This window comes from Mycobacteroides chelonae CCUG 47445 (assembly GCF_001632805.1).
GTDB classification, from domain to species: Bacteria; Actinomycetota; Actinomycetes; order Mycobacteriales; family Mycobacteriaceae; genus Mycobacterium; species Mycobacterium chelonae.
The window spans coordinates 984,949-1,008,854 of record NZ_CP007220.1; the positions used below are offsets into that span (position 1 = coordinate 984,949).

General features: G+C 62.1%; 18 protein-coding genes and 2 pseudogenes. 10 read left to right on the plus strand and 10 right to left on the minus strand.

Annotated elements, in window-relative coordinates:
• Positions 1 to 452: 452 nt before the first annotated feature.
• The 4 genes from BB28_RS04855 to BB28_RS04870 form a co-directional block, all read right to left on the minus strand.
• Positions 453 to 866, minus strand: coding sequence for an arsenate-mycothiol transferase ArsC (locus BB28_RS04855; RefSeq protein WP_075874095.1), 414 nt, complete (start codon positions 864 to 866; stop codon positions 453 to 455).
• A 70-nt stretch (positions 867 to 936) separates the two neighbouring features.
• The gene (locus BB28_RS04860; RefSeq protein WP_057966303.1) at positions 937 to 1,605 is read right to left on the minus strand and encodes an arsenate reductase ArsC; all 669 of its coding nucleotides are present in this window, start codon (positions 1,603 to 1,605) and stop codon (positions 937 to 939) included.
• A 3-nt stretch (positions 1,606 to 1,608) separates the two neighbouring features.
• The gene (gene arsB / locus BB28_RS04865) at positions 1,609 to 2,712 is read right to left on the minus strand and encodes an ACR3 family arsenite efflux transporter (RefSeq protein WP_064393570.1); all 1,104 of its coding nucleotides are present in this window, start codon (positions 2,710 to 2,712) and stop codon (positions 1,609 to 1,611) included.
• Complete coding sequence (locus BB28_RS04870) at positions 2,709 to 3,212, minus strand: ArsI/CadI family heavy metal resistance metalloenzyme (protein ID WP_064393411.1); 504 nt, start codon at positions 3,210 to 3,212, stop codon at positions 2,709 to 2,711. Before BB28_RS04870 ends, arsB begins: the two co-directional genes overlap by 4 nt.
• A 101-nt stretch (positions 3,213 to 3,313) precedes the next feature.
• Here BB28_RS04870 and BB28_RS04875 point away from each other — a divergent pair.
• Positions 3,314 to 3,673, plus strand: a pseudogene (locus tag BB28_RS04875) (Rv2640c family ArsR-like transcriptional regulator).
• Positions 3,674 to 3,729: 56 nt separating this feature from the next.
• On the opposite strand, the gene BB28_RS04880 reads toward BB28_RS04875, so the two are convergent.
• Together BB28_RS04880 and BB28_RS04885 are read right to left on the minus strand one after the other, a co-directional pair.
• Positions 3,730 to 5,322 carry a multicopper oxidase family protein gene (locus BB28_RS04880; RefSeq protein WP_064393571.1) on the minus strand — a complete coding sequence of 531 codons (1,593 nt, stop codon included), beginning with the start codon at positions 5,320 to 5,322 and terminating at the stop codon, positions 3,730 to 3,732.
• Positions 5,323 to 5,360: 38 nt separating this feature from the next.
• Positions 5,361 to 6,902: a multicopper oxidase family protein gene (locus BB28_RS04885; RefSeq protein WP_064393413.1), complete on the minus strand. Its 1,542-nt coding sequence runs from the start codon at positions 6,900 to 6,902 to the stop codon at positions 5,361 to 5,363.
• 97 nt (positions 6,903 to 6,999) lie between these two features.
• On the opposite strand from BB28_RS04885, the gene chrA reads away from it, so the two are divergent.
• Positions 7,000 to 8,154: a chromate efflux transporter gene (gene chrA, locus BB28_RS04890; protein ID WP_057966308.1), complete on the plus strand. Its 1,155-nt coding sequence runs from the start codon at positions 7,000 to 7,002 to the stop codon at positions 8,152 to 8,154.
• Between the two features lie 110 nt (positions 8,155 to 8,264).
• Positions 8,265 to 8,753, plus strand: coding sequence for a DoxX family protein (locus BB28_RS04895; RefSeq protein ID WP_057966309.1), 489 nt, complete (start codon positions 8,265 to 8,267; stop codon positions 8,751 to 8,753).
• Between the two features lie 16 nt (positions 8,754 to 8,769).
• Here the strand turns inward: BB28_RS04895 and BB28_RS04900 are convergent, their stop codons facing one another.
• Complete coding sequence (locus BB28_RS04900) at positions 8,770 to 9,075, minus strand: Rv3488 family transcriptional regulator (protein ID WP_049232775.1); 306 nt, start codon at positions 9,073 to 9,075, stop codon at positions 8,770 to 8,772.
• Positions 9,076 to 9,287: 212 nt separating this feature from the next.
• Between BB28_RS04900 and BB28_RS24955 the strand changes: the two are divergent.
• Positions 9,288 to 9,455, plus strand: a pseudogene (locus BB28_RS24955) (SPFH domain-containing protein); the annotation flags it as partial.
• Positions 9,456 to 9,531: 76 nt separating this feature from the next.
• Here BB28_RS24955 and BB28_RS04910 read toward each other — a convergent pair.
• Both BB28_RS04910 and BB28_RS04915 read right to left on the minus strand, forming a co-directional pair.
• The gene (locus BB28_RS04910) at positions 9,532 to 11,112 is read right to left on the minus strand and encodes a sodium bicarbonate transporter family protein (protein ID WP_064393572.1); all 1,581 of its coding nucleotides are present in this window, start codon (positions 11,110 to 11,112) and stop codon (positions 9,532 to 9,534) included.
• Between the two features lie 274 nt (positions 11,113 to 11,386).
• Positions 11,387 to 13,147 (minus strand): BCCT family transporter, encoded by a 1,761-nt coding sequence (locus BB28_RS04915; RefSeq protein WP_225422035.1) that lies wholly within the window; start codon positions 13,145 to 13,147, stop codon positions 11,387 to 11,389.
• 665 nt (positions 13,148 to 13,812) lie between these two features.
• Here BB28_RS04915 and BB28_RS04920 point away from each other — a divergent pair.
• The 4 genes from BB28_RS04920 (at position 13,813) to BB28_RS04935 (ending at position 19,301) form a co-directional block, all read left to right on the plus strand.
• Positions 13,813 to 14,808, plus strand: a complete 996-nt coding sequence (locus BB28_RS04920) for a hypothetical protein (RefSeq protein WP_064393573.1) — start codon at positions 13,813 to 13,815, stop codon at positions 14,806 to 14,808.
• Between the two features lie 45 nt (positions 14,809 to 14,853).
• Complete coding sequence (locus BB28_RS04925; RefSeq protein ID WP_064393418.1) at positions 14,854 to 16,971, plus strand: hypothetical protein; 2,118 nt, start codon at positions 14,854 to 14,856, stop codon at positions 16,969 to 16,971.
• A gap of 803 nt (positions 16,972 to 17,774) precedes the next feature.
• Entirely contained in the window at positions 17,775 to 18,290 is a 516-nt protein-coding gene (locus BB28_RS04930) for an LpqN/LpqT family lipoprotein (protein ID WP_064393419.1), read from the plus strand.
• Between the two features lie 114 nt (positions 18,291 to 18,404).
• Positions 18,405 to 19,301: an SPFH domain-containing protein gene (locus BB28_RS04935; RefSeq protein WP_064393420.1), complete on the plus strand. Its 897-nt coding sequence runs from the start codon at positions 18,405 to 18,407 to the stop codon at positions 19,299 to 19,301.
• 782 nt (positions 19,302 to 20,083) lie between these two features.
• Here the strand turns inward: BB28_RS04935 and BB28_RS25775 are convergent.
• Positions 20,084 to 20,440 (minus strand): hypothetical protein, encoded by a 357-nt coding sequence (locus BB28_RS25775; RefSeq protein WP_064393421.1) that lies wholly within the window; start codon positions 20,438 to 20,440, stop codon positions 20,084 to 20,086.
• Here BB28_RS25775 and BB28_RS04945 point away from each other — a divergent pair, their 5' ends adjacent.
• Both BB28_RS04945 and BB28_RS04950 read left to right on the plus strand, forming a co-directional pair.
• The gene (locus BB28_RS04945) at positions 20,441 to 21,136 is read left to right on the plus strand and encodes a CPBP family intramembrane glutamic endopeptidase (RefSeq protein ID WP_064393422.1); all 696 of its coding nucleotides are present in this window, start codon (positions 20,441 to 20,443) and stop codon (positions 21,134 to 21,136) included. It abuts the gene before it with no gap.
• Positions 21,137 to 21,461: 325 nt separating this feature from the next.
• Complete coding sequence (locus BB28_RS04950) at positions 21,462 to 23,687, plus strand: S9 family peptidase (protein ID WP_064393574.1); 2,226 nt, start codon at positions 21,462 to 21,464, stop codon at positions 23,685 to 23,687.
• The last annotated feature ends 219 nt before the right edge of the window (positions 23,688 to 23,906 follow it).

Consider the following 23,906-nt stretch of genomic DNA (forward strand, 5'->3'; position numbering starts at 1 on the left):
TGTGTTCGATTGGGCTGAAAGGCATCTGATACAGGACAGGACAACCGATTGATAAGACACGGAGTCATCGGCTATCAGAGCGGATGTCGATGCGAGGATTGCCAGACAGCTGAAGCCAGTCGCGTCCGCCGGATCGCAGAAGCTGAGCGCCTACGTTGGCGCGCCCTTGAGCAGACACCCGACGCAGCCGCTGCGAGACGCAGAACCGGCCTTTCAGATCACTACGGCACCCACACCCATCAGCGATGGACAGTGTCAGAAATCAGTGTCGCCCTGAACCAATCACTAAACCACGAACAAGTCGCCCATCTCACGGGCCGTACAACAAAAGCCGTGCGCCGTATGCGACAAAAACTCAACCCCCGGTTCTGATTCAACGCACCTAGGTGGCCGTGGATATTGCAGATCCGCAGTGCGCGAACTGCACCAGAACCTGGTCGGCTGGGCCTGCTCTACCGGGCGAGGTCGGCGGCGAGTTGTTGTATGCGATCGGTGATGTCGTCGCGGATTAGTCGCATGCGTTCGATACCGTCGATGCCGCGTTCGGAGGGTTCGTCGGTGTCCCAGTATTCGACGTTAACTCCTTCGGCTGCTGTGAGTTTGGCTTCCTGACCCAGAATGATGACGCGATCGACATTACGCAGCAGCTCAGAATCGATGGGCTTGGGGTGTTCGCTGCGGATATCCACTCCCACTTCCAGCAGTGATTCGGCGGATAGTTGGTTGATGGCTTCGCCGGGTTCAGTGCCCGCCGAGTAGGTGTTGATGCGCTCTCCGGCTTCTTTGTGCATGAGCCCGGCCGCCATTTGAGACTTGCCGCCGTTACGGCGGCATATGAACAGTACCGAGGGTTTTTCGCTGGACACTGCGGATTCACTCCTTGAGGGATGTGTGAAATACGTTGTGCAGTAACAGAAATAGAGTCTCGCCCGATTGTTACTGGGTTGCGGTCACGCCCAGTTCGGCCAGCAGGGTGCGGACATGCTGTTCGATGCCGTCGCGGATGGGGCGGGTGGCATCGGCGGATTGTCCGGCGGGGTCGGGCAGGTTCCAGTTCTCGTAGCGTTTCCCGGGAAAGACTGGGCAGGCGTCCCCGCAGCCCATGGTGATCACGACGTCGGCGCCTTGCACGATTTCGTCGGTCCACGGCTTGGGGTATTCGCCGGTGATATCGATTCCTGCCTCACGCATCACTTCGATCGCGGCGGGGTTGATTTCACAGCCCGGCTCGCTTCCGCCGGACCAGGCCACGGCCTGATCGCCGGCCAGGTGGTTGAAGAACCCCAGCGCCATCTGGGAGCGGCCGGCGTTGTGGGTGCATAGGAACAGCACGGTGGGTTTGCCGTCGTTGACCTTGCCTTCGACCCGGGCCAGCGCGTGCAGGCGTTGGCGGGCGAACCGTTCGGCCAGCAGCGGCAGAAAATTGGGAACTGTTGCCCTGCCTGCGAATTGTTCGTAGGACGAGTGCAGGAACTGTTCAATGGTTTCAGCGCCGAAGGTTCCGGAAAACTCGGTCTCTAAGCGGGTCGAGGCGGTGTGCAGGGCGTGGCGCTGATCGATTGACAGGTCGGGATGTGTGCGGTGGGTCGCGGTGCTGTCGGTCATGGGTTATTCCGTCACATTCGTCATCGGGGCAGGGGCAGGGGCAGTGGTGAATCGGCGCCGCAGTGCCAGCGATACGTAGACGAGTGCGACGAGTACGGGCACTTCGATGAGGGGGCCGACGACGCCGGCGAGGGCTTGTCCGGACGTGGCGCCGTAGGTGGCGATCGCCACGGCGATGGCGAGTTCGAAGTTGTTCCCGGCCGCGGTGAACGCCAGTGTTGTGGTGTGGGCATAGCCGAGTTTCATGGTGGCACCGAGGAGGTATCCGCCGCCCCACATGATGGCGAAGTAGGCGAGCAGTGGCAGTGCGATGCGGGCCACATCCCAGGGCTTGGCGATGATCTGATCGCCTTGCAGGGCAAAGAGAATCACGATCGTGAACAACAACCCATACAGCGCCCACGGCCCGATCACGGGCAGGAACTTCGACTCGTACCAGGCCTGGCCCTTGGTCTTCTCGCCGAGGCGCCGCGACAGGTACCCGGCGAGCAGCGGAAAGCCTAGGAAGATCAGCACGGATTTGGCGATCTGCCACGGCGAGGTGCTGATCTCGGTTTGAGGCAGGTGCAGCCAACCGGGCAGCACCGACAGGTAGAACCAGCCCAACACGGCGAACATCAACACCTGAAACACCGAATTAAGTGCCACCAGCACGGCGGCCGCCTCGCGGTCCCCGCACGCCAGGTCGTTCCAGATGATCACCATGGCAATGCATCTGGCCAGTCCGACGATGATCAGGCCGGTACGGTACTCGGGCAGATCCGGCAGCAGCAGCCACGCGAGCGCGAACATCAGCGCGGGGCCCAGCACCCAGTTCAAGACCAGGGAGCCGATCAGCAGCTTGCGATCACCAGTGACGGTGTCGAGGCGGTCGTAACGGACTTTAGCCAGCACCGGGTACATCATGATCAGCAGCCCGATCGCGATCGGCAGCGAAATGCCTTCGACCTGAACCTTTTCCAGTGCCGTGTTCAGGCCGGGGACGCCTCGGCCCAGCAGCAACCCCGCGGCCATCGCCACACCGATCCACACCGGCAAGAACCGGTCCAGAGTCGAGAGCTTGCCTGCCGCCGCAGGTGACGCAGCAGGGGGCGTTGCCTGGGTCATCGGGTCGCGCAGCACGAGGAAGGCGCCTCGTCAGCTTCGGTGTTTTGAGTGGAATCATCAGTGTCAGTGGCCTCGACATGATCAGAGGCGCACGCCTCACCCTGGCCGAGCAGTTCCGGGGTGGTACCGAAGGTCTCCGAATCGGCCAACACGGTGTAAATTTCCCATCTCTCGGCATCGGGTGCGGTGACCCACACCTTGTCCTGAGTGGCGAAACAGCACGTGGTGCCGATCTCTTCCTCGGTGAACATCCCCGCATCGGTAAGGCGGGCGATCTCCGCATGCACCTGCTCACTGGACTCGACCTGCACCCCCAGATGGTTGACGGTGCCGCAGCGGCCGGGGTTCTCTAAAAGCACCAGCTTCAACGGCGGCTCATCGATCGCAAAGTTCGCATAGCCCGGTTTACGCTTGGCCGGTTCGACGCCAAAGAGCTTGGAATAGAACTTGATTGATTCATCGAGTTCATCGACATTAAGCGCAAGCTGTATACGGGACATCCCGCCACCTCCGAAGAAATGAGATATTCATCGAACTAGTTGGACGATGCCCAGTGTGTCACCTCTTTGACATATGTCAACCCATTGGGGATGCTGGGAACATGCCCAAGGCACTTCCCACGGTGGATATCTCCGCACCGGTCTGCTGCGCGCCCGTGGCGGCCGGGCCAATGAGTGACGCGCAGGCGTTGGAGGTGGCGCTGCGGCTCAAGGCCCTGGCCGATCCGGTGCGGGTCAAGATCATGTCCCAGCTGTTCAGTGCCGCAGCGGGCGAAATCATCGGCGGGTAGCTGGCCGAAGTGCTCGGGCTCAGTGAATCGACCGTCAGCCACCACATGAACCAACTGCGCAAAGCAGGACTGGTGGAATCGGATCGACGGGGCATGAACGTCTTTCACCGACCTGTACCCGACGCTTTGACGGCCCTATGTGCCGTCCTGGACCCCGACTGCTGCCGTTAAAACTTGGGCGACTTAGGGTCGCTCGCCCATCCGTTATTTGCGAGACCGGTAGCGGGCTATGCGGTATGCCGGTGGTTGTCGGTGCCGCTGTTGTGTTGGCCGTTCAGTGGTGATTGCAGTGTGGGTTTGTCGGAGGGGTGCTCGACGATCATGTACTGGCCCATCATGCCCATGTCTTCGTGTTCGAGGATGTGGCAGTGGTACATGTACGGCCAACCGGTGTCGGCGTAGGTGTCGAATTTGGCGATGAGTCTTACTTTTTCGAATGGTGCGACGTGGACGGTGTCTTTCCATCCTTGTTCGTAGGCTTGGGGTGGGCGACCGTCGCGGTCAAGGATCTGGAACTGGACGTGGTGGATATGGAAGGGGTGGTAGAACAGGGCTTCTTGGTTGTCGATTTCCCAGATTTCGGTGTCGCCTTTGGTGACGATTTCGTCGATGCGGGCGTGGTCCATGGGTTTACCGTTGATGCTCATGCGGTCGGTGATACGGAATATTCTTGTCTGGGCGGCGTTTTCGGGGTGTAGGGCTTCGATGGTGTTGAGCTTGCCGGGCAGGGTTTGGTGTGGTGCGGGGGTGCCGGTGGGGCGCAGTTCCAGGATGGTGAAACGCTGGTATTCGTCGTTGTCGCCGACGGTCAGGGTGCGCATGAGGTGATACATCGATGCGGCGCCGGGCACTTCATAGCTCATGAGGGTGACCGGTTTGTCGGTGTCGGTCATGTCGACGATGATTTCGGTGCGTTCCCCGGGGCTTAGGAGCATCCGGGTCCGTTCGATGGCGGCGGGCAGAAGGGCGCCGTCGGTGGCGATTTGGGTGAACGGGCGTTCGTCGGAGAATCCGAAGTTGTAGCGGCGGGCGTTGGAGGCGTTCAGGATCCGTAGTCGGACAAGTTTGCGGGGCACATCAAGGTAGGGGGCGTAGGTGCCGTTGACCAAGATGGTGTCGCCCAGTTCCCCGAAATTGTTTTGGGTGCGATCACGTAGATAAGTCATGTGGTTGTCGGGGTCGAAGTTGCGGTCCTGCACGATCAACGGAACGTCGTCGACCCCGTACTGGGTGGGCAACCCGAGGGCGTCGCTGTTGTCGTCATCGATGAGGAACATGCCAGCCAAGCCTGAGTAGACCTGCTGCGCGGTGGCACCCAGGGTGTGGGGGTGATACCACAGGGTGGCTGCGGAGTTCTGGATCGTCCAGTGCGGTGACCAGGTAGCCCCGGGTGCGATGGGCTGGTGGGGGCCGCCGTCCATGACGGCGGGTACATGCATGCCGTGCCAGTGCACGGTTGTGGTCGCATCGAGCTGATTGGTGACCTGTACACGGACCCGGTCTCCGGTGCCGGCACGGATAGTCGGGCCCAGGTAGCTGCCGTTATAGCCGGCGGTATCCGAGTGGGCGTCGGGCAGCAGTTCGGTGCGGCCGCTGGCTGCGGTGAGTGTGAAAACTTTCTCCCCGTTGATGATCACGGGTTCGGCCAGCGGCGGGATCACCAGAGGGCGTTGGGCGGTAGTGCCGGCGTTGACATGCTCGACGCCGCGCACATACGGGTAGAGGAATGAGGCGGCCAGAGCCAGCATGGCCACAACCAGCGGCGCTCCCAGGACGATCGCGGCGATACGCCAGCGCTTGGCCCGTGATCGTTGCTTCATGCCGCGGCGATCATCGCGGGACGGCGAGCGTGGTGCCATCACGAGTGCATGCCGGGGCCGGTGGCGCTGGATCCGGGTTGTTGTCCGGGGGCTAGAGTGCGGAATTGGCCCATCATGCCTTGGTCTTCGTGAAACAGCATGTGGCAGTGGTACATGTACGGGTTGACCGGGTCGGTGTAGCCGGAGAATCGTGCCGCTAGCCGCACCGTGGTCTGCGGGTAGATGAACACGGTGTCCTTCCACCCTGCCAACTCTGGTGGCGGCGGTGCCCCGGCGATCTGAAGGATGCGGAACTGGGTGTCATGGATGTGAAAGTTGTGCGGCCAGACCCGGTCTCCTCCGGCGACTTCCCAGATTTCGTGGGCGCCGTCAGTGATGTCGAAGTCAATGCGGGCCATGTCCATGAGCTGGTCGTTGATCTTGAAGATGTTTTTGCCGGCGGCATTGGTGCCGCGCTGCAGATGAAAGCGCCGTACCAGCGCCCCAGCGGGCGGTGCGGCAGGCGGTAGAGGAGCCAGGGTGTCCGGCACCGCAGGGCTGTGGCGCAGGTTCTGTGCGGGGCGCAGCGCCAGGATGTCGAAGGACTCGGCCAGGCCGAACCGCCCGCGCCAGGTTTCATCGGGCCACCGGGTCATCGGGTAGCCGCGCAACATCACCGGCTTGCCCGGGGACATCTCGACGATGATCTCGGCGCGTTCAGCGGGGCTGAGCTGGATCCGTTGCAGGGGCACGGGTTTTTCGAGTAGACCCCCGTCGCTGGCGATCAGGGTGAAGGTGCGGTTGTCGCTGAAACCGAGGGTGTAGATCCGTCCGACCGAGGCGTTCAGGATTCGCAGCCGAACCCGGCCGGTGCTCACCTGCAGGTAGGCGCCGGTGATGCCGTTGGTGGCGGTGGTGTTACCTAGCAGGCCCCGGTCTTCGGGATCGGATTCATCCAACCTTCCGTCCGGATGGAATTTCAAGTCCTGCAAAATCAGCGGGATATCATCCACGCCATAGGTTTTCGGCAACCCCTCCGGGGAGGTGTCGTCGTCGATGAGGAACATGCCTGCCAGGCCGCGATAGACGTGTTTGAGGGTGGCCCCGTGCGGGTGCGGGTGATACCACAGTGAGGCTGCAGGTTGGTTGATGCGCCAGCTGGGCTCCCAACGGGTGCCGGTGGCGATCGGCTGGTGCGGGCCACCGTCATACCGGGCGGGCAGGTGCATGCCGTGCCAGTGCGTGGTGGTGCTTTCGGGCAGTTGATTGTCCACCGTGATGGCCACGGTTTCGCCGCGGGCCGCGCGCAGCGTCGGCCCCAGTACCGATCCGTTGTATCCCCATGTCGGGGTGCGGGTTCCGGCCACGATCTCAGTGGTGCCGGGTGCGGCCTGTAGCGTGAATCGGCGCACTCCGTCGATGACCTGGGAGGGCGCCAGCTGCGGGATCGGCAACGGCCGATCGAAGCCCATCGGACCCCCTGATGGTGCCGGAGAATCAGGTGATCCGTTGCCGCATGCACTCGCCGCCAGGGGTACCGCGGCAAGGGCTGCCAGGAATCGGCGCCGGTTAATCGCAGAGGAATCGGGGACGAACACCATCACCGCAGCGATGCTACCCAAAGATATCGGTTTACGATATCGCTACCCGATACACCGAAGCAGTGGTGATGAACGAATCGCGATGAGGGAGGCGTTAATGGACGAGCACGGCAAGATGCCTTGCGGCACGGTGTGGGAGGTGGCGGGGGTTTTCTTGCGCCTGGGCATCATCGGGTTCGGTGGTCCGGCGGCGCATATCGCGCTGATGCGCCAGGAGCTGGTGCGCCGGCGAGGTTGGGTTAGCGATGAACGGTTCGTGGACCTGATGGGCGCCACCAACTTGATCCCCGGCCCGAACTCGACTGAGCTGGCCATCCACTTGGGTTTTGAGCGGGCGCGCTGGCGGGGCCTGGTCACCGCCGGGGTGTGTTTTATCGTGCCGGCGGCGCTGATGGTGACTGCGCTGGCCTGGGCGTATGTGCGCTACGGCCAAACGCCGGCTGTCGAAGGGCTGCTGTACGGGGTGGTGCCGGTGGTCATCGGCATCATCGCCCACGCCTTGTTCGCGCTGCTGCGCACCGTCATCAAAGGTATCGGCCTGGCGCTGCTGGCCGCCGCCGCCCTGGCCGCCTACCTGGCGGGAGTCAACGAGCTCGTCATTCTGGCCGCCGGGGCGAGCCTGGCCGTTGCGGCACATCTGGCCAAACGGGCGCGCGGGCAGATACACAGCTTCGTGGCCGCACCCCTTGTCGCCGTGGGCCATCCACTGTTTGTCGACCCCACCGGCGGTCAGCTGACCCAGTTGTTCACCACGATGCTCAAAATCGGGGCCGTCCTCTACGGCAGCGGTTACGTGCTGCTGGCCTTCCTGCGCGGCGATTTCGTCGAACGACTCGGCTGGATCACAGGCCAACAACTCCTCGACGCGGTCTCCATCGGACAAGTAACCCCCGGCCCGGTGTTCACCACCGCCACCTTCATCGGCTATCTCATCGCCGGACCGCTCGGCGCCCTGGTGGCCACCATCGCGATCTTCCTACCCTCCTTCGTGTTCGTCGGCCTGCTCACCCGCCTCACCGACAAACTACGGTCGCTGCCCTGGACTTCGGCGCTGCTCGACGGCCTCAACACCACCGCACTGGCCCTCATGGCCGGAGTCACCTGGCAACTGGGCCGCGCAGCCATCATCGACCCACTCACCGCCGCACTGGCGGTGGCCACCGCAGTCGCGGTCTGGAAAACCAAACTCAATACCGCCTGGTACATCGCTGCCGGAGCCGCCATCGGCCTGGCCCACGCGGCACTGACCTGACAAAGACCCCGGCCGCAGCCACATTCGCGGTCGACAGCGCCCTACATCGGCGGTTAGCCTCACTGATAACGGAACCCGATATCAGCACTGGGAAAGATTCGAGGTCACCCATGTCCGCACCGTCATCGGCCACTTGGTTGCGCCTGGGGCAAACCAGCGCACCGGCAGCAACGATCCTGATCCGCTTCTATGTCGGGCTCATCTTCTTGTGCGAGGGAATCCTGAAATTCCTACGCCCCGAAACCCTCGGCACCGGCCGCTTCGACAAAGCCGGAATCCCAGCCCCTGCCTTCTTGGCGAACCTGGACGGAACACTCGAAACTGTCTGCGGCATCCTGCTACTGGCCGGCTTAGCCACCCGCGTGGCCGCGGTGCCGATGATCATCAACATGGCCGGGGCGCTGCTGATCACCAAAGCTCCCATCCTGTGGGCTGATGCAGCCCTGTTCCCCAAAGCCTCCGGATGGTGGGACTTCATCCACGAATCCCGCACCGACCTGGCACAACTCTGCGGCGCCACCTTCCTGCTCCTGGCCGGCGCAGGCGCCTACTCGCTGGATGCAGCCATCAACCGCCGGGCAGCGGCCACGAACCCATAGCGAAAGCCACTCAAGATCAAGGTTTTTGCTGATCCAGCATCTCCCGGGCCAGCTCGTCTAGCGCCCGCAAGTCCTCCTTGAGTGCGGCCTTACCCGCACGTGTTGCCCGATACAGCCGCCGGGCACGCCCCTCAACGACCAACTGCCGCGATGTCAACAAACCATCGGCCTCCAACCGGTGCAACGTCGGATACAGCGTGCCCGGGCTGATGTCGTAGCCGTGCCGGGCCAGCTCCTCGGTCATCCACGCACCGTGAACCTCCTCCTCGGCAGCGTGATGCAAGATGTGCAGCCGCACCGCACCTCGCTGAAACTCCCGCACCCCAACACCTCCAAGAACAGTCACCAAACCGATATCGGTAACCGATTCTATCCTCTTTCATTACGTACCGAACAACCGTTTCGTGAAGCAGGGTGTGTGCGATGCCCTCGGTGCCACGCACTGTGCGCCCGGATTTCGGCGATGTCTTCGGCGCTTATCTGCGCCAGTTCAAACCTGTTGCGACGGTTGGACAAGGTGAACGCACATCGTTCCAGGGTGCACGTGCCGCCCAGTACCTGCATGCTCCGGGGCGCGCCAAGGCCATCAAGAATGTCTTGGCCGCAATGAAGTCTGGCAAGCTCACGCCAGAGCTGTTGGCATACCAATACTTACAGACGCTCGTGAGAATGTCCGAGCCGAAGCCTCCGGGGCCCTGGATTAGTGCGTAGCACCGTCACTCCGGGTTAGTCGCGAAGACGGTGCCAGATCGTCGCCTTGCTCACCCCGGCCTCGAGTTCAGGGGCGGAAGTCGCCCATGCTGTCGTCGTCGGTTTCCTCGTCGGTGTCGAGCCATGCCAGGTGCTCTGGCTGGAACCAGCGGTTGAGCAGGAGGCGGAAGGGCACCAGCATCGCGATGAATAAGGGGAATAAGATTCCCGCCGGGCTGCTCTTGAGGATCCACAGCACCACCAGACACAGAAGCTGGACCAAGGTGAAAAGGCGGATGACTTTCCAGGGAACATGACGAACGTAGTGGGTGTCCGGGTACAGGTTGGGGTCGGTCAACCATAGTTTCAACCGCGCATAGAATTCCGTCCCGTTGAGGGTGGCAAATCCCATGAATAGGAACAGGCCGAAAAGTACTTCCATCGGAATTTGCTTGATCAGCGGCAACATGAAAACCGAGGCCGCGATCAGGATATGAATGGCCAGTGGGGAGACTCGATTTTCTCGGACAGCTACGATGCGTTCGGTGCCGGAATCGTTGTTCTGTCGTGTGGTGGTCGCCAGACTCTTGACGTGGTTAAGGGAATGGACGGTGGCCGCCACGATCCAGGGTAAACCAAATATCGAGCTCACGGCGGTGATGACGCCGACGACCGCCAGGTCCAGGTGATAGCCGCCGCCTTTTCGCAGAGCATGCGACGGGCTGTTGACTAGGCGCGTCGTAATATTTTGGTCGAGAAACAGCAAAACGGTGACCAGGACTGCTGGCCCGAGGCAGACGACTATCAGCCAGACGGGCAGCGAGAACATGTCAACGAGCCAGGACCGGCCGCTGGTGGTGCCGAAATGGTCGGGGATGGCCACGTCCGCCACCGCGACTTCTGGCAACATCAAGGCGAATAGTGTCATCAGGGCGATGGCGATGGTGGGCCCGAAATCGGCCACGAATTCACGGAACCTGCGCTGCAGGTACCTGGTCTGCAGGAACGTTTTGAAGGTGCGGGCCAACAGGAATGTTCCCAGTGCCAGCACCACGGTCATCAGGGCGGTCGCGTCGTTGCGGGGGGACGTAGTGAAGGGCGATACCACCGAGCGCGCTGCTTCGACGATAAAGATGACAGCGACCAGGACTGCGAAGATCTCATCGACGAAGCGGGTGAAGAACTTCATGAGCGCGCTGGCATCGGTCACCGCGAGGATGAGAATGAGAATGCCCGACCAGAGGCCCACCCAGGCGTAGACCGGTAAAAAGGGCACATCGAAACGCTGGCATATCGTGTACAACAGGCCGGTGAAGATGACGATGGGACCGGTGCCGCCCAACAGAGTCAGAGGCTGGGCAGAAGAAAGCGCGAACAGGATTCCGCCGACCGCTGTTACCACGATCATTTCCACGATGCCGATCTCACCGCCGGTCACGACACTGGTAAGGCCACCGAAGGCAATAGCATTGGCAAGGCACGCGAAGAACAGAAAACCCACAGACGCTACGACTTTCGAATGCAGCCCGTCGGTGAAGTCGCTGACATAGGAAGGCAGCCTTCGCCGTGCATCCGCCCGAAGACCACCGCCCAACCGGCCCGTGTAGGTCAGGAGGCCGACGTCGTGTACATGTGGGGCCTGCGACGCGCCGCTCCGTTTGTTTGACACGTACTTCACCTTATTCGACACAGTGAGGTGCTCTCAGCGACTTTCAGGCAAGTCGTCGAGGCTCAGACGGATCAGGACGCATGCTCCAGACGATCACCGATCCGCGACAGGATCTGCAGTGCCACAGGGATGCAACCATCGAGATGATCCCAGGGCCAACCGCGTTGTGTTCGATCGAACATCGCATCTGCTGCCTGGCATCACGTTCGTCTCGACTAAGGGGTACGTCCAGCGGCCAAGCCTGGCGCTACGTTGCAGGCGAGTAGCCGCTTGCCTAATCGTGTGGCGTCGATGGATCCTCGTTGGCTGTGGCTGCCCATAACTCTTGCTCATCGGGCTCAAAGTCATTATCTCCGAGGGGATCTGGTGGATCTAGGACGGTCAGCTCACCGGTATCGGGGTGCCTCTCGCACGAATGCGCGTCGACATCGCGCACTGCGAACAGCCCGGACAGAGTTGCGGAGACGCCACCACGCCGACCCTTCGGTGTCGGAAGTGCATCGGCTACTGAGATATGCAGCAACCGGGGCGTGGTGGCCACATCGAAATGAAATGCCTTGATCATGGCAAAACATGCCGCGACCATGATCAAAGAGAACGGTACCGCGGTGGCGATCGATGCCGTCTGTAGCGCCTGCAGGGAACCGCGCCCGCCAACAAGCAGTAGGACCGCGGCCGCGGTCCCTTCCAACACCGCCCAGTAGACGCGACTGAGCTTGGGCGTCTCCATTTCGCCTCCGGAGGACAGTATGTCGATCACCAAAGAGCCGGAGTCCGAGGAAGTGACGAAGAAAAAGACGATGACGGCGATGGCGAGCACGCTCGTGATCACGCCGAGTGGTAACCCTTCGAGCATCTGAAACAACGAGGTGTTGGGGTCAACGGCCTCGCCAGTCTCCGGGACTGCTCTGCGCTGAAATAAGGCGGCGCCGCCAAAAACGGTGAACCATAGTGAACTGATCACCGTGGGCGCCAGCAGTACTCCGCCTACGAACTCGCGGATGGTTCGTCCGCGCGAGATACGGGCGATGAACATTCCGACAAACGGTGCCCAGCTCATCCACCAACCCCAATAGAACACTGTCCAGTCGATGACCCAGCCATCGTGAGAGAACGGCGCTGTGCGCAGCATTAATGCCGGTAGGGATTGGATGTAACCACCGAGGTTCTGCACCCAAGATTGCAGGAGAAACAGTGTGGGACCCAGCAACAGCACGAAGGCGGTCAAGGCCGCGGCCAACATCATGTTGATGTTGGACAGCCATTTAAGACCTTTACTGACCCCGCTGACAACCGAGAGCGTGGCCGCTGAGGTGATCACGGCTATCAAGGCGACCTTCCACCCGTTGGTGACCTGAATCCACCCCAGGTATTGCAAACCGGCCGCGATCTGTGTGATGCCGAAACCTAGTGAGGTCGCGACACCGAACAATGTGCCGACGATCGCCACGACATCGACTACATCGCCGATGAATCCCTCCACGCGCTGACGTCCTAGTAGCGGCTCTAACAACCACCGCACCGACAAGGGGCGTCCCTTGCGATAGGTCATATAGGCCATGCCGAGGCCGACGACCACGTAGATGCTCCAGGCATGCAGTCCCCAATGGAACAATGTCAATGACATGGCCTGGTTTGCTGCCGCGGTGGTCTGTGCTGGGATACCACGCGACGCGGGGGGATGCATGTAGTGGCTTAGTGGTTCGGCGACACCGTAGAAGACCAGGCCGATCCCCATTCCTGCGCTGAACAGCATGGCCAGCCACGCGGGGAAGCTGAATTCGGGCTGCTCATCGTCTCGGCCCAGCCGGATGGTGCCGACTCGGGAAAGGCCGCAGTACAACGCGAACGCCACAAATCCAGTGGCAATGAGGATGTACCACCAGCCGACCCCCTCGCCGATTGTCTTGTTCAGCTGGGCAAACGCATCCTGTTTGCCTTTCGCCAACACGACGGCGAGGGCAATCATCGCGATGATGACCAACGATGCCGGAACGAAGACTTGGGGCCTGATGCTGCGCCAGGCACGCCGCACCGGATTCGCGGTGCCCTGGGTGTTGTCAGGTGGGGTCGATTGCGGTGTCAACGTACTACCGTCCTCGTCAAAGTCTCATCACGTATCAGCGTCGGTGCCGATAACCCTAAGCGACGGCGCCGCCCCGCAAGCATCAACCGTGCCCATCACACGCCTCGGATAACTATGGAGAGCACAGTCGGGACGGCCGTACCTATGGCTAACCCAAAGACCTCTAGAAGCAGGTGAGGAACCGATCGGCATGCGTATCGTGCTGGCGGTGACACTCCCGATCCGACGGGTCGCATGGTGACCAAAGAGGAAACACTCAACTATCGGGTTGGCTTGGTAACTACACAGCCATACTATGAGGTAGGATAGTCTGCAATGAGTGGCTGGATGCTGCACTTGCCAGTCGAGCGGCAACTACTATCTCGCGGAGGATTGTAATCATGGCCCAGGCGGGGGTGCGGGTGATCACTTGCCGCCGGATGCCTGCACGTGCAGCCTTCCAGCAACCTAACCGCGCTCCTGGTCGGCGTCCGAATGCCCGTCGTGTCGTCGTGGTCGTCATTGCGATGGCCATGATGGCCGTGCCGGTGACGGTCCAGCTGGTCGCCGGTGCCGGTTGGCAGGCGGAGGCTGACCCGAATCAGCCGGGGCCTCCTGCTCCGGCTCCGCCGCCGTTGGCAGTTCCGCAACCGGATAATCTGTCGCGCACTGTCAATATCGGTGGCGCTCAAGTGAAATCAAATGTTCCGCAGGGAATGGGAGACGGCACCGGGCGGCCGTTATCGGAGCCGCGAGAACGCTCGGTGGCCGCGGTGCCTCCGGTCGCCACCGATGGTGTGCACGCCGCGACCGCCTGGCCGGGAAGACAGATTGTCATCCACTTACCCAATGAACGCGCCCTGACGGCTGCGAACTGGGGTGAAGGCGGTGTGGCCGCTTACGGCTCGGGGCCGGTGGATTATGTGGTGATTCCTGATGCCGGCGGCGGTGCCGATATTCGCATGATCCGCAAGACCTTTATCTCGCCGAGTGACTTCTTGTTAGGCGTCAGGTATCCCGACGGCACCCATCTGCGACAAACAGGTCAGGCGGTGGTCGTGGAGACCGACGCCTCTCCGGGCAAGCCGGCAGCGATTATCGGGGCGTTCAGTTTTCCCGATGCGAAAGACGGCGCTGGGAACGCCATCTCAGTGTCCCCGTCCGTCGGGGGAAGCTATCTGTATCAGCAATCGGATGTGAATCTGAATGTCGGCGATGTCGGGCTACTCAATTTTCCCGTCACGATCACCGTGGCCTACCGCGCCACCACCACTAGCCCGGCGGTGGCTCCAGGTGATCCGGGACCTAAGCGTCCGCCGGTCGCCGAGGGTGGCCGGTGCGCGTCCGGGCCGTCGCAATTCCGGGGTGCCGGAGATGGTCAAAATCCCGATGGTTTTGCTGATTTCCTGCCGTCATGTGCTCGGCTGGCTGCTTGCATGAGCGCGGCTCCAGCCCGCACCAGCGCGCTTACGTGTGAGAACACGTTTATGGCCGATTTGACGAATGCGTGTGTTACCGCGTTTGGGTACGACGACGACTACGAGGGCTGCCAGGCAGCGGCCAACGGACATACCCGCTGGGCCAAAGAGAACATGAGCCCCGGCCCCGCTGCCGCAGGAACTGGAACCTGACATGCCCACCTACACAGCACTATTTCGGGGAAAAGGATTCTGTCGATGAACGATGATGCGCCCACGCAAACCCTGCCCGCCGCGCCCAGTCCGCAGCCGACGCTGCCGTTGACGGGTTTTGCCGCCGGAATCACCGGAGCAGCCCTGGTGACTGCGGGGGTGTGGGGCCTGCACGTACTGACTCCCGGTGGCGGTGCGGTGGGTTCGGTCGGCTGGGTTGTGCTGCTGTGCTTGGCGTTTACCGCCCTGGGTAAAGGCATCACCCTGCTGCGCAGGGCCCTGGCACCCGTCACGGACGCAGCCTTGGCGCCGCTGGCGCCTATATCTGCCCCCGTGCGTGCCACGGCCGGAATCGTCATCGGCGCCAGCGGTATTTGGTGGGTGATGCGCGGCCACGCCGCCACTTGGTGGACACACCTCACCGGCACCGACAGCGCAACCGGGTGGACGTTGACCTCGCAGCTGGTGCAAGTGGCACTCATCGCCGTTTTCGGCGCGCTGCTATTCGGCGGCGCCAAAACCCTCGCCACTTTGATCTTCGGCTACTCGGGCACACGCCACCGCGATAACAGTGCTACCGCAGAGCAGCGGTGGGCGCTGTTTTGGTCCAGTCACCCGGGCCTGGGCCTGACGCTACTCGCCGGTGGGGTGGCGCTGGTGTTCCTGGCCGGGTACGTCGTTCCGCGGGTGTCGGGGTGGCTTTCCGGCGATGACCCAATGGCCGCCTTGGCGGCCATTGCCGCGATCCTGGCCGTCGCGTTCTTCGCGAATACATGGTGGTGGAAAGCACTATCGGGATGGTGGACCTGGGCCCACACCCACGGCAGCAGCGGCGGCGGCACCAGCCCGCTGGGACAGATGCAGGCCGGAGCCGCCGTGATCGCACTGATCTGGTTCTCCGCCATGGGATTTGGACTGGCATCCCCGGCCGATTACACCGGCCCCGGCGCCGCACCCTTGGCGCGGGCTGCCTGCCCACCAGATTGCGGTGGCGGAGGCAGTCTTGACGGTCCCCCTGGGGGCGGCAGCCAGTTCAGACCCCCCGACATGCCCACCCAACAACCCGACTACCAAGGCGGCATCAACCAGGCGCCCCTGAACCAAAACTCGGGAATCTCGATCTACAACGAAAGCCCTGCTCAGGGCAGCGGTCAGCAAGCCTCCCAAAACATGGGCCCGCAAATGTCCGGCCAACACGCCGCGCATGGCGAGCCACTGCCCAACTACGGCCCCTGGCAACCCGACGCCCAACCTCCCGCCCAAGCACCGGTCCAGCAGGCACCTCAGGCTCCGCAGCCGGTCCAGCAAGCACCTGCCCAACAACCCGTGCAGCAGGCGCCTCAAGCACCGCAAAACCCCGTTGGTCAGCAACCAGCACAGCAGCCCCAACCCGGACAATCTCAACCGGGCCAGCAGCAGCCACTAAACCCGGCAAACCAACAGAACCCGGCACAACAGCAGCCGCAGAAACAGCCTGATCAGACACCTCAAAAGCAGCCTGACACGCCGAAAAAGAACCCGATCGACCCCACTGATCTGGCAACAGCGGCCACCCGGCGCGGCTCACAACAAGCTGGCCAGCAAGGCACGCAGCAGGCTGGCCAGCAAGGCACGCAGCAGGCCGCGAAAGCTGCCGAACAGGGCACGCAGAAGGCTGCGCAACCAGGCGACCAGTTCCCCGCTGATTTCCACCTCGGGCAGGTCGCTGACGGTCTAAAAGCCCGCGGCACATACAGTCCCACCGGCACGCATTGGGGTGACACAGGCAAGACTATCGGCGCCATCACCAAGAGCCAGGCCGAGAACTTCGTGAAGGCGGGCGAACGCTTCACAGCGGTAGGCCGCGTTCTGGAAGTCGGCAAGATGGGGGTTGACCTAGCCAACGGTGCCCCTATACCGGAAACGGTAGGCGCAACTGCGGGATCTCTGGCTGGGGCATGGGCGGGGGCAGAAGCTGGCGCCTTGGTCGGCGCGGCAATCGGATCATTCCTCCCGGGCCCGGGCACGGCCGTAGGTGGCGTCGTAGGAGGCGTGGTCGGCGGGTTCGTCGGCAGCGGCATCGGTTCGGAGGTAGGAAAAGCACTCGGCGGCGCTGCCCGCTCAGCCGGATCAGCACTGTCAACGGCCGGCGGTGCCGTCGCATCCTTCTTCGGTAGTTTGTGACAGACAGGGAACGAGGATCAGCTCATGCTCACGGTAGCTGCAGTATTCATCGGTTTCATCGGAGCGGTAACCCTGCTCACTCTGATGCAAGTACGTCCATATTCGTCGCCAGTACAGCTGTTAACACTGGCGATGGGCGGAATATGTTGCGTGGCGCTCACAGCTAGCGGACTGTATTGGCTAACTGACTCGCAGACGCTACGAATCGGTACTTTATGCGGCGGTCTAGTGATCGCTCTAAACATCATCAAGTTGGCCAGGCGCCGTCGATACGTCACTATATCGGTGGGCGGCGAAGAATGATGGGCACCGGGTGATGAACGGATTGTATGCGCTGGTCCTGGTTCTGAACTGTGTACTCATCGTCTCGCTTGTGTTTGGTGATGATTTTAATAGAAAGCTGCCCTCCAAGAGCGGATGGTATGTTCAGTTGGCAGCGTCTTCGCTGTTTATCTTTGTCGCGCCCAATCTTGCTATCGCATTCGGCTGTATCGTGGGGGTAATGATTGCCCGGTTTATATTTGCCTTATGGCTCACCCCTCTGGGTGATAATACTTTCGCGAAGATACTTAGACCCTTTCGGTTGCCTGTTAAGCGAGTTAATAGATATGAGAAGCGTGAACGGTCTATAAGAGATGAGGATTGAGAAAGGGATGCTAGCTGTGAGGGAGCCCAAACGTACTGCTGTCGCCGTATTGGGTGTATTCGTCGCCGTTGCAGCGGGGTGTTCTTCGCAGCAGTCGCCAAGCGACGCATCCAACACATCTGCCGCGTCGGTGACGTCGTCATCGACATCGCCGTCTATGGCTACCGCCGATGGGTGCGCGACCAGTGACATTCCTCGAGTCACGTTGGATGCCAAGGCGCCGGACGAGCCGATGTTGGCAGTGCCGACACCGCAGGGGTGGCAGTATTCGCCGGCGATGAATTCGCCGGTGATTCGCGGGGCTGTGGCCAATGTGGGGTTGCGGGCGAACGATTTCACACCGAATGCGGTGGTGACATTGGAAGATTTGACTGGCAAGGTCGCCTCAGCGCAGCAGGGTATTGATGCAGAGATCGCCAGTGTGGAGCAAGGTGGCATGGCCGTTGAGTCCCGCACTGCGGGGACGGTGTGTGGGCACCCGAGTAGCACGATCACTTACACCCTGCAGAACCGGCCGGTGACTGCCCTGATCGCTGGGGTTGAGGCCGGGCCCAAGATCTGGGCCACGGTGCTGACCATCCAAACCGCCGAGCCCGGCAATCCCGCCTACACCGCAGGTAAGCAAGCAATCCTGGAGGGCTTCCAGTTCCGGCTGCCTGGTAATAGCCGCTAACAGCCTGCGCTGCTCGCCCGCCTTTGGCCTACCGGTTGGGGCGGCTGACGCAGCCGGGTCTAACAGGTGCATGCACGCAAGGGCTGCAATGCACCACCATTGCAAGGAGATTCGATGACCTCAAGTTTTGTTACCGTCGTGCTGGTCCTCATCGGTGTGGTGTTGATCATGCTGGGGCGCAGGGTATCTGCCCGGCGCGCGGTGTTGCTTGGTGCGGGCGTGGCGGCGGTTTTCCTTGCTGTAGTGGTGCTGGTGTCGTCGATGGTAACCATTGTCGGTACCCGGCAGGTCGGTATCGCGACGGCGTTCAACCGGTCCACCGGGCAGACCTTCAACAACGGGCTGCACTTCAAATTCCCATGGGTGCAGGTACATGAAATGGATGGTGCGGTACAGATCGACACCTACCAGGCCGTCGCGGGCAGCGACCGCCGGATCCCGGTTCGGCTGGGCAACAACTCCACCGCATTGGCGGACGCCTCGATTCGGTGGCAGATCAAGCCGGACTCGGCAGACGAACTATTCGTGCAGTACAAGACTTTCGACGGTGTTCGCGTGAACCTGATTGAGCGCAACCTCAAGGTCGCCTTGAACGAGGCGTTCGCCAAGTTCGACCCGCTGGACAAAAAGAACTTGGAAGAGTCGCCGCTGCCCAGTATCGCCGCCCAGGCATTAGGTCTGCTACGCACCAAGGTCGGCAAAGAAGTCGAAATCTTGGATGTGTCGGTACCGACGATCGACTACGACGACAAGACCGAAGAGCGCATAAACCAGATCAACGAGGAACGCGCGAATACCACCAAGGCTGGCCAAGAAGTGGAAACCAACAAGAAGAAGCGTGAAGCCGCCGAGGAACTTGCCAAGATGCCACCACCGGACCTTCGAATCTCCATCGCTAACTGTCTGAACAAGATGGCCGAAACGGGCAAGAACCTCAACTGCTTCCCCATCGGACAAGGTGTGGTCCCGACCCTGAGCATCCCCAACCCGATCACGGTCCCCGAAGGCTGACCACCTAAGCGTGGATGAATCAGTCTCCTTGTGCTGATTTCGTTTACGCGCGACCGCTGGAGTTGATCTTCTTGGTGATCAGGGTGCTTGACGTGAACGCATACGCCCGGGCCCCTCAAGGAGCGTGCCGCCAGTTCTGCGCCGTCTACAGACTCGACGCCGAAGATGCACGGTCCGCTTAAGTAGCAGCACGAGAAGGCTCACATCCAGGGTGTCGGTTTGTGCTGGCTTGCGTAGCTCGTCGGTTCGGCGCGTGCGGAGATTCGCGAAACCCGGTGGGAAGAGGTGAAACAGGAGGCGTTCACGAAACTCTCGTATCAACGCAATGCTGAGATGCTCGATGAGCAGCTGCGGCGTCGACAGGCGGTCGCAGCTATGCGGACGTACGCCAACGCGCCCAGCAGCTCAATGCCTCTGACGCGGACGAAGCCAGAAAGTGGACTGCGTGGATTCGTCAGCACGCCGACCGCACGGACCCGATCAACGGCCCACTGCAGCTCCTTAGCATCACAACCGCCAGGTACGCCGACCTCGAACCTCACATAAACGGGTGGAGCGCCTATGGCCCCCACCGGCGGTAGCACTCACAGGGTGCCAGAGCCACGTTCCGAAATCGGCCAATACGCGTTCCGGCGGCAAGAACTTGACCTATAGCTATCAGCAACAACGGCATTTTCAACACGTCCCCGAGGGCGGGGGACCTATGTGAATAGGTGTCTAAAACTCTAGCGGGTCGCCGGGTGTGCTTCGGACGTCGGCCGGCGGCGGGCCGGGCGGTGTCGCTATCGGACCGCGGGCAGTCTGTCGGTTCCCATGAAGCTGATCAGATGGCCGGCGCATGACGCGGCTGCCGCTGCGCCGCCCGCCATGCCGCGGTGGGAGAAGTCGTGGCCCTGGAACTGCACGGCGGCTTCGTCACCGGATTCGGCGACGAGTTCGTCGAGCAGCTTGCGGTTGTTCCAGGCGATAGTGGCGATGGTGATCGGCGGCCACAGCTCAGCGATAGCTGCGTCTCCTCGCCGAGCATCTCGGTGATGGAAGGCAATCGTGACCGACGGAAGACTGCGATGTGGTTGAGGCACCGTCGCCGCGCTACGAGGCTTGAGTGTGCCCTGGGGGCATAGCTGATACTTCTCCACGTGGGTGTTGTAGAGAACTTCGGCGTGGCGAGCGGATCCGCGCGGCCCGGCTGGCTGGAACTGGGGTTAGCTGCGGCCACCGCTGTCCTTCTGTATCTAGTGGGCGGTGTCGCCGCATATTTCGTGCCGGAAGATTTCCCTGTTGCCCTCGGACATGTGAACTTCCTGATTTCGGGGCTTGCGCCGCTGGGAGGGTTTGCTGTTGCAGTCCTCGTTCGGATTCGCGATGTTCGTCCGTTCGGGTTGCGGCATGCGAGTCTCTTGTGGCTGCTAGCCGGCGTGATGATCGGCCTGGCGTGCTTCGGGCTTAGTTGGCCGGTTTCGGCGATTTTTGACCCGCTATTTCCGGGGACGCAGGGGGTGCAGCAGCCCTACCGTGATGCTGCACGGTCGGGAGCAGTGCCTCTTATCGTGGCAGTGGGGCTGGGCGGCATCTTGACGCCGCTCGGTGAGGAAGCTTTGTTTCGTGGCGTGCTTGCGACTTTCCTGTTCCGCTGGGGGAGCTGCATCAGCGTGGCCTTCAGTGCGGCAGTTTTCGCTGTGGCACATGGGATCAACAGCGTGATGCCTTTGGCCCTCATGATCGGTTTGGCCACTGGTGTCCTGCTGTGGCGCTCAGGTTCGATCTGGCCTGCGGTCATGGTGCACATCGCCTATAACAGTGCGGGCATCTTGTATCACGGGCTCGGATACTGACCACGGTGCCAGCCACAACGATGCTTTAGCTATGCACCGGTCGCCTGGCGCGACACCGTACCCGCTCGGACTAGCACCGAAAGCCAGAAAGCCACTAAGGCCTGCCCGGCCACGACCAGCGAGCCCACCCGGCCACCGGACCTGCAAGCCCGACTCCGGCCGGGACGGCGCCACTGCCAGGATCCCGTTGCCGAGGAAACTCAGGAAGTGTGAACCCAGGTAGGCGACGGCACTCAACGGCATTACTCCACCAGACGCTGCGCCGCTGCGGCACAGTCAAGTCGCTCTTGACTATGCCGCTACGGCCGGATGTTGTATGACTGGCGTGACGACATTGTTGAGCGATTCTGATTACGCGCGCGCCGAGCAGATGCTTTTCCCACACCGGGCTCGGCGGGTGCCGGGCACTGTGCTGACACCGCAGTGGTTCGCCGACGGTGCCCGATTCTGGTACCGCGTCGGAACGCGCTACGTCGCGGTCGATCCCGGTGTGAAGACACGTCGTGTCGCCTTCGACCACGACGCGCTGGCCGCCGCACTGTCGGCGGCGGCCGGGCAGGCGGTGACCGGTGCCGATCTACCGATTGTGGCCGTAGATGTCCGCGCGGATGACACGGTGCTGTTCAGCGCGTTCGACCGTAATTGGAAATGGGCGGAAGGCGCCTGCACCGAATCTGACACCGCCGCAACTATTCCGGGCGCGATCCCGTCTCCCGATGAGCGGTGGGATGCGTTCCGCCGCGAGGGCAATATCTGGGTCCGCAGCCGGGCTGATGGCACCGAACAGGCCCTCACTGATGACGCTGAACCCTACTTCGATTACGGCGGCCTGCCAGACACCACCGGTGCACGCGCACTGACCCGTGCACTGGGTATTCCGGCGCCGATGATCCTGCACTGGTCGCCCGATTCCACCCGAATCCTGGTTGCGCGCATCGATCAACGTGAGGTGCCCGAACTAGTGCTCGTCGAATCCAGCCCTGCCGACGGCGGCCGGCCCGTGGAACACCGCACCCGCTACTCGATGCCCGGCGAGGACACCGTGGCAACGATGACCTGGAACGTGCTCGACGTCGAGCAACGCACGATCGTACGGCAGCAGACCGAAGCGATACCGATCATGCACAATGTCGCACTCGTCTACGCCTGGTGGAGCGGTGACGACGTGTACTTCCTGCACCAGTCACGCGATGCGCGCACCCTGGCATTGCGTCGCCTCGACCCGTCGACCGGCGCGGTCAGCACGCTGATCACCGAAACGGGCCAGACCCGGGTCGACCCGACCGTGCTGCTTGGCGACCCGCACATGGTGCACGTGCTGGACACCGGCGAGATCCTATGGTGGTCGCAACGCGACGGCTGGGGCCACTTGTACCTCTATTCGGCTGACGGAGACCGGGTCACCCAGATAACCACCGGGCCGTGGCTGGTGAGCAGCCTGTTATGGGTCGATGAGAAGGCTCGACAGGTGTACTTCACGGCCAACGGCCTGGTCGAGGCCGACCCGTACCTGCGGCAACTCTGCCGAATCGGACTGGACGGCAACGGGTTCACCCGACTCACAGATGACGATCTAGATCATGACGCGGTGAGCCCGCCGCAGGGCGGCTACCTGGTGGACCGGGCCTCAAGCCCGAGCCAGCCGCCACGCTCAGTGGTACTCGACAGCGACGGTCAGGTGGTAGTGGAGTTGGAGACACCCGACACCGAAGACCTCAAGATTTTGGGCTGGCAACCCCCGGAGCGATTCCGCGCGACCGCCGCGGACGGAAAGACCCCCATCTACGGTCTGCTCTGGCGACCGCACGATCTGGACCCGGACCGCACGTACCCGATTATCGAACACATCTATCCAGGTCCGCAGCTCTACCGCGCCGCACCGATGTTCAACCCGCCGCACTATGGCGAACCAGAGGCCTTCGCCGCGCTCGGGTTCGCGGTGGTGGCCATCGACGGTCGTGGAAGCGCGGGGCGCAGCAAGGCATTTCATGACCACTCCTATGGAGATCTCGGCAACGCCGGCGCCCTAGACGACCATATCGCCGCAATCCGCGAACTCGGACAGCGGTATCCGTGGCTGGACACCGCCCGAGTCGGGATCACCGGACAGTCCGCGGGCGCTTTCGCCGCGGCGCGTGCGGTGCTGCGCTATCCGGACTTCTACTCGGTGGCCGTCGCGGTCTCGGGCAATCACGACAACGCCCTCAACCTGGCGATGTGGGCCGAGCACTACCACGGCGATCTGAGCGCCGAAGGCCAAGCGGCGATCTCGAACACCACGCTGGCCGCCAACCTGAAAGGCAAGCTGTTACTCATCCACGGTGAACTCGACGACAACGCACACCCGTACATGACGATGCGGCTGGCCGATGCACTCATCAAGGCGGACAAAGACTTCGACCTGATCATGATTCCTGGCGCCGAGCACTCACTGTACGGTTGGCTGCACTACTCGCTACGTCGCACCTGGGACTACTTTGTGCGGCATCTACACGGCACCGAGCCGCCCGGTTACCGACTACAGCCGCTGCTGCTGCCCTCGCTCGGCTGACCGGCACGCGATCTCACCGCCCCGCTTCAGCGCATTCCGCTGCGCCGAGTTGTGCAAATCACCATTGCCAGGTCGATCACCTTGTTCGCGAACCTTCTCCCACGTGGTGCGCCGGTGCGAGGACGTCAGGTCGGGATCTGCGTCCGGACCGACCTGACGTAGGGCGCAAACCGTTCGGCGAGATCACGGCGGGCAAGTCAAACAGTCCAGGGCGTTCTA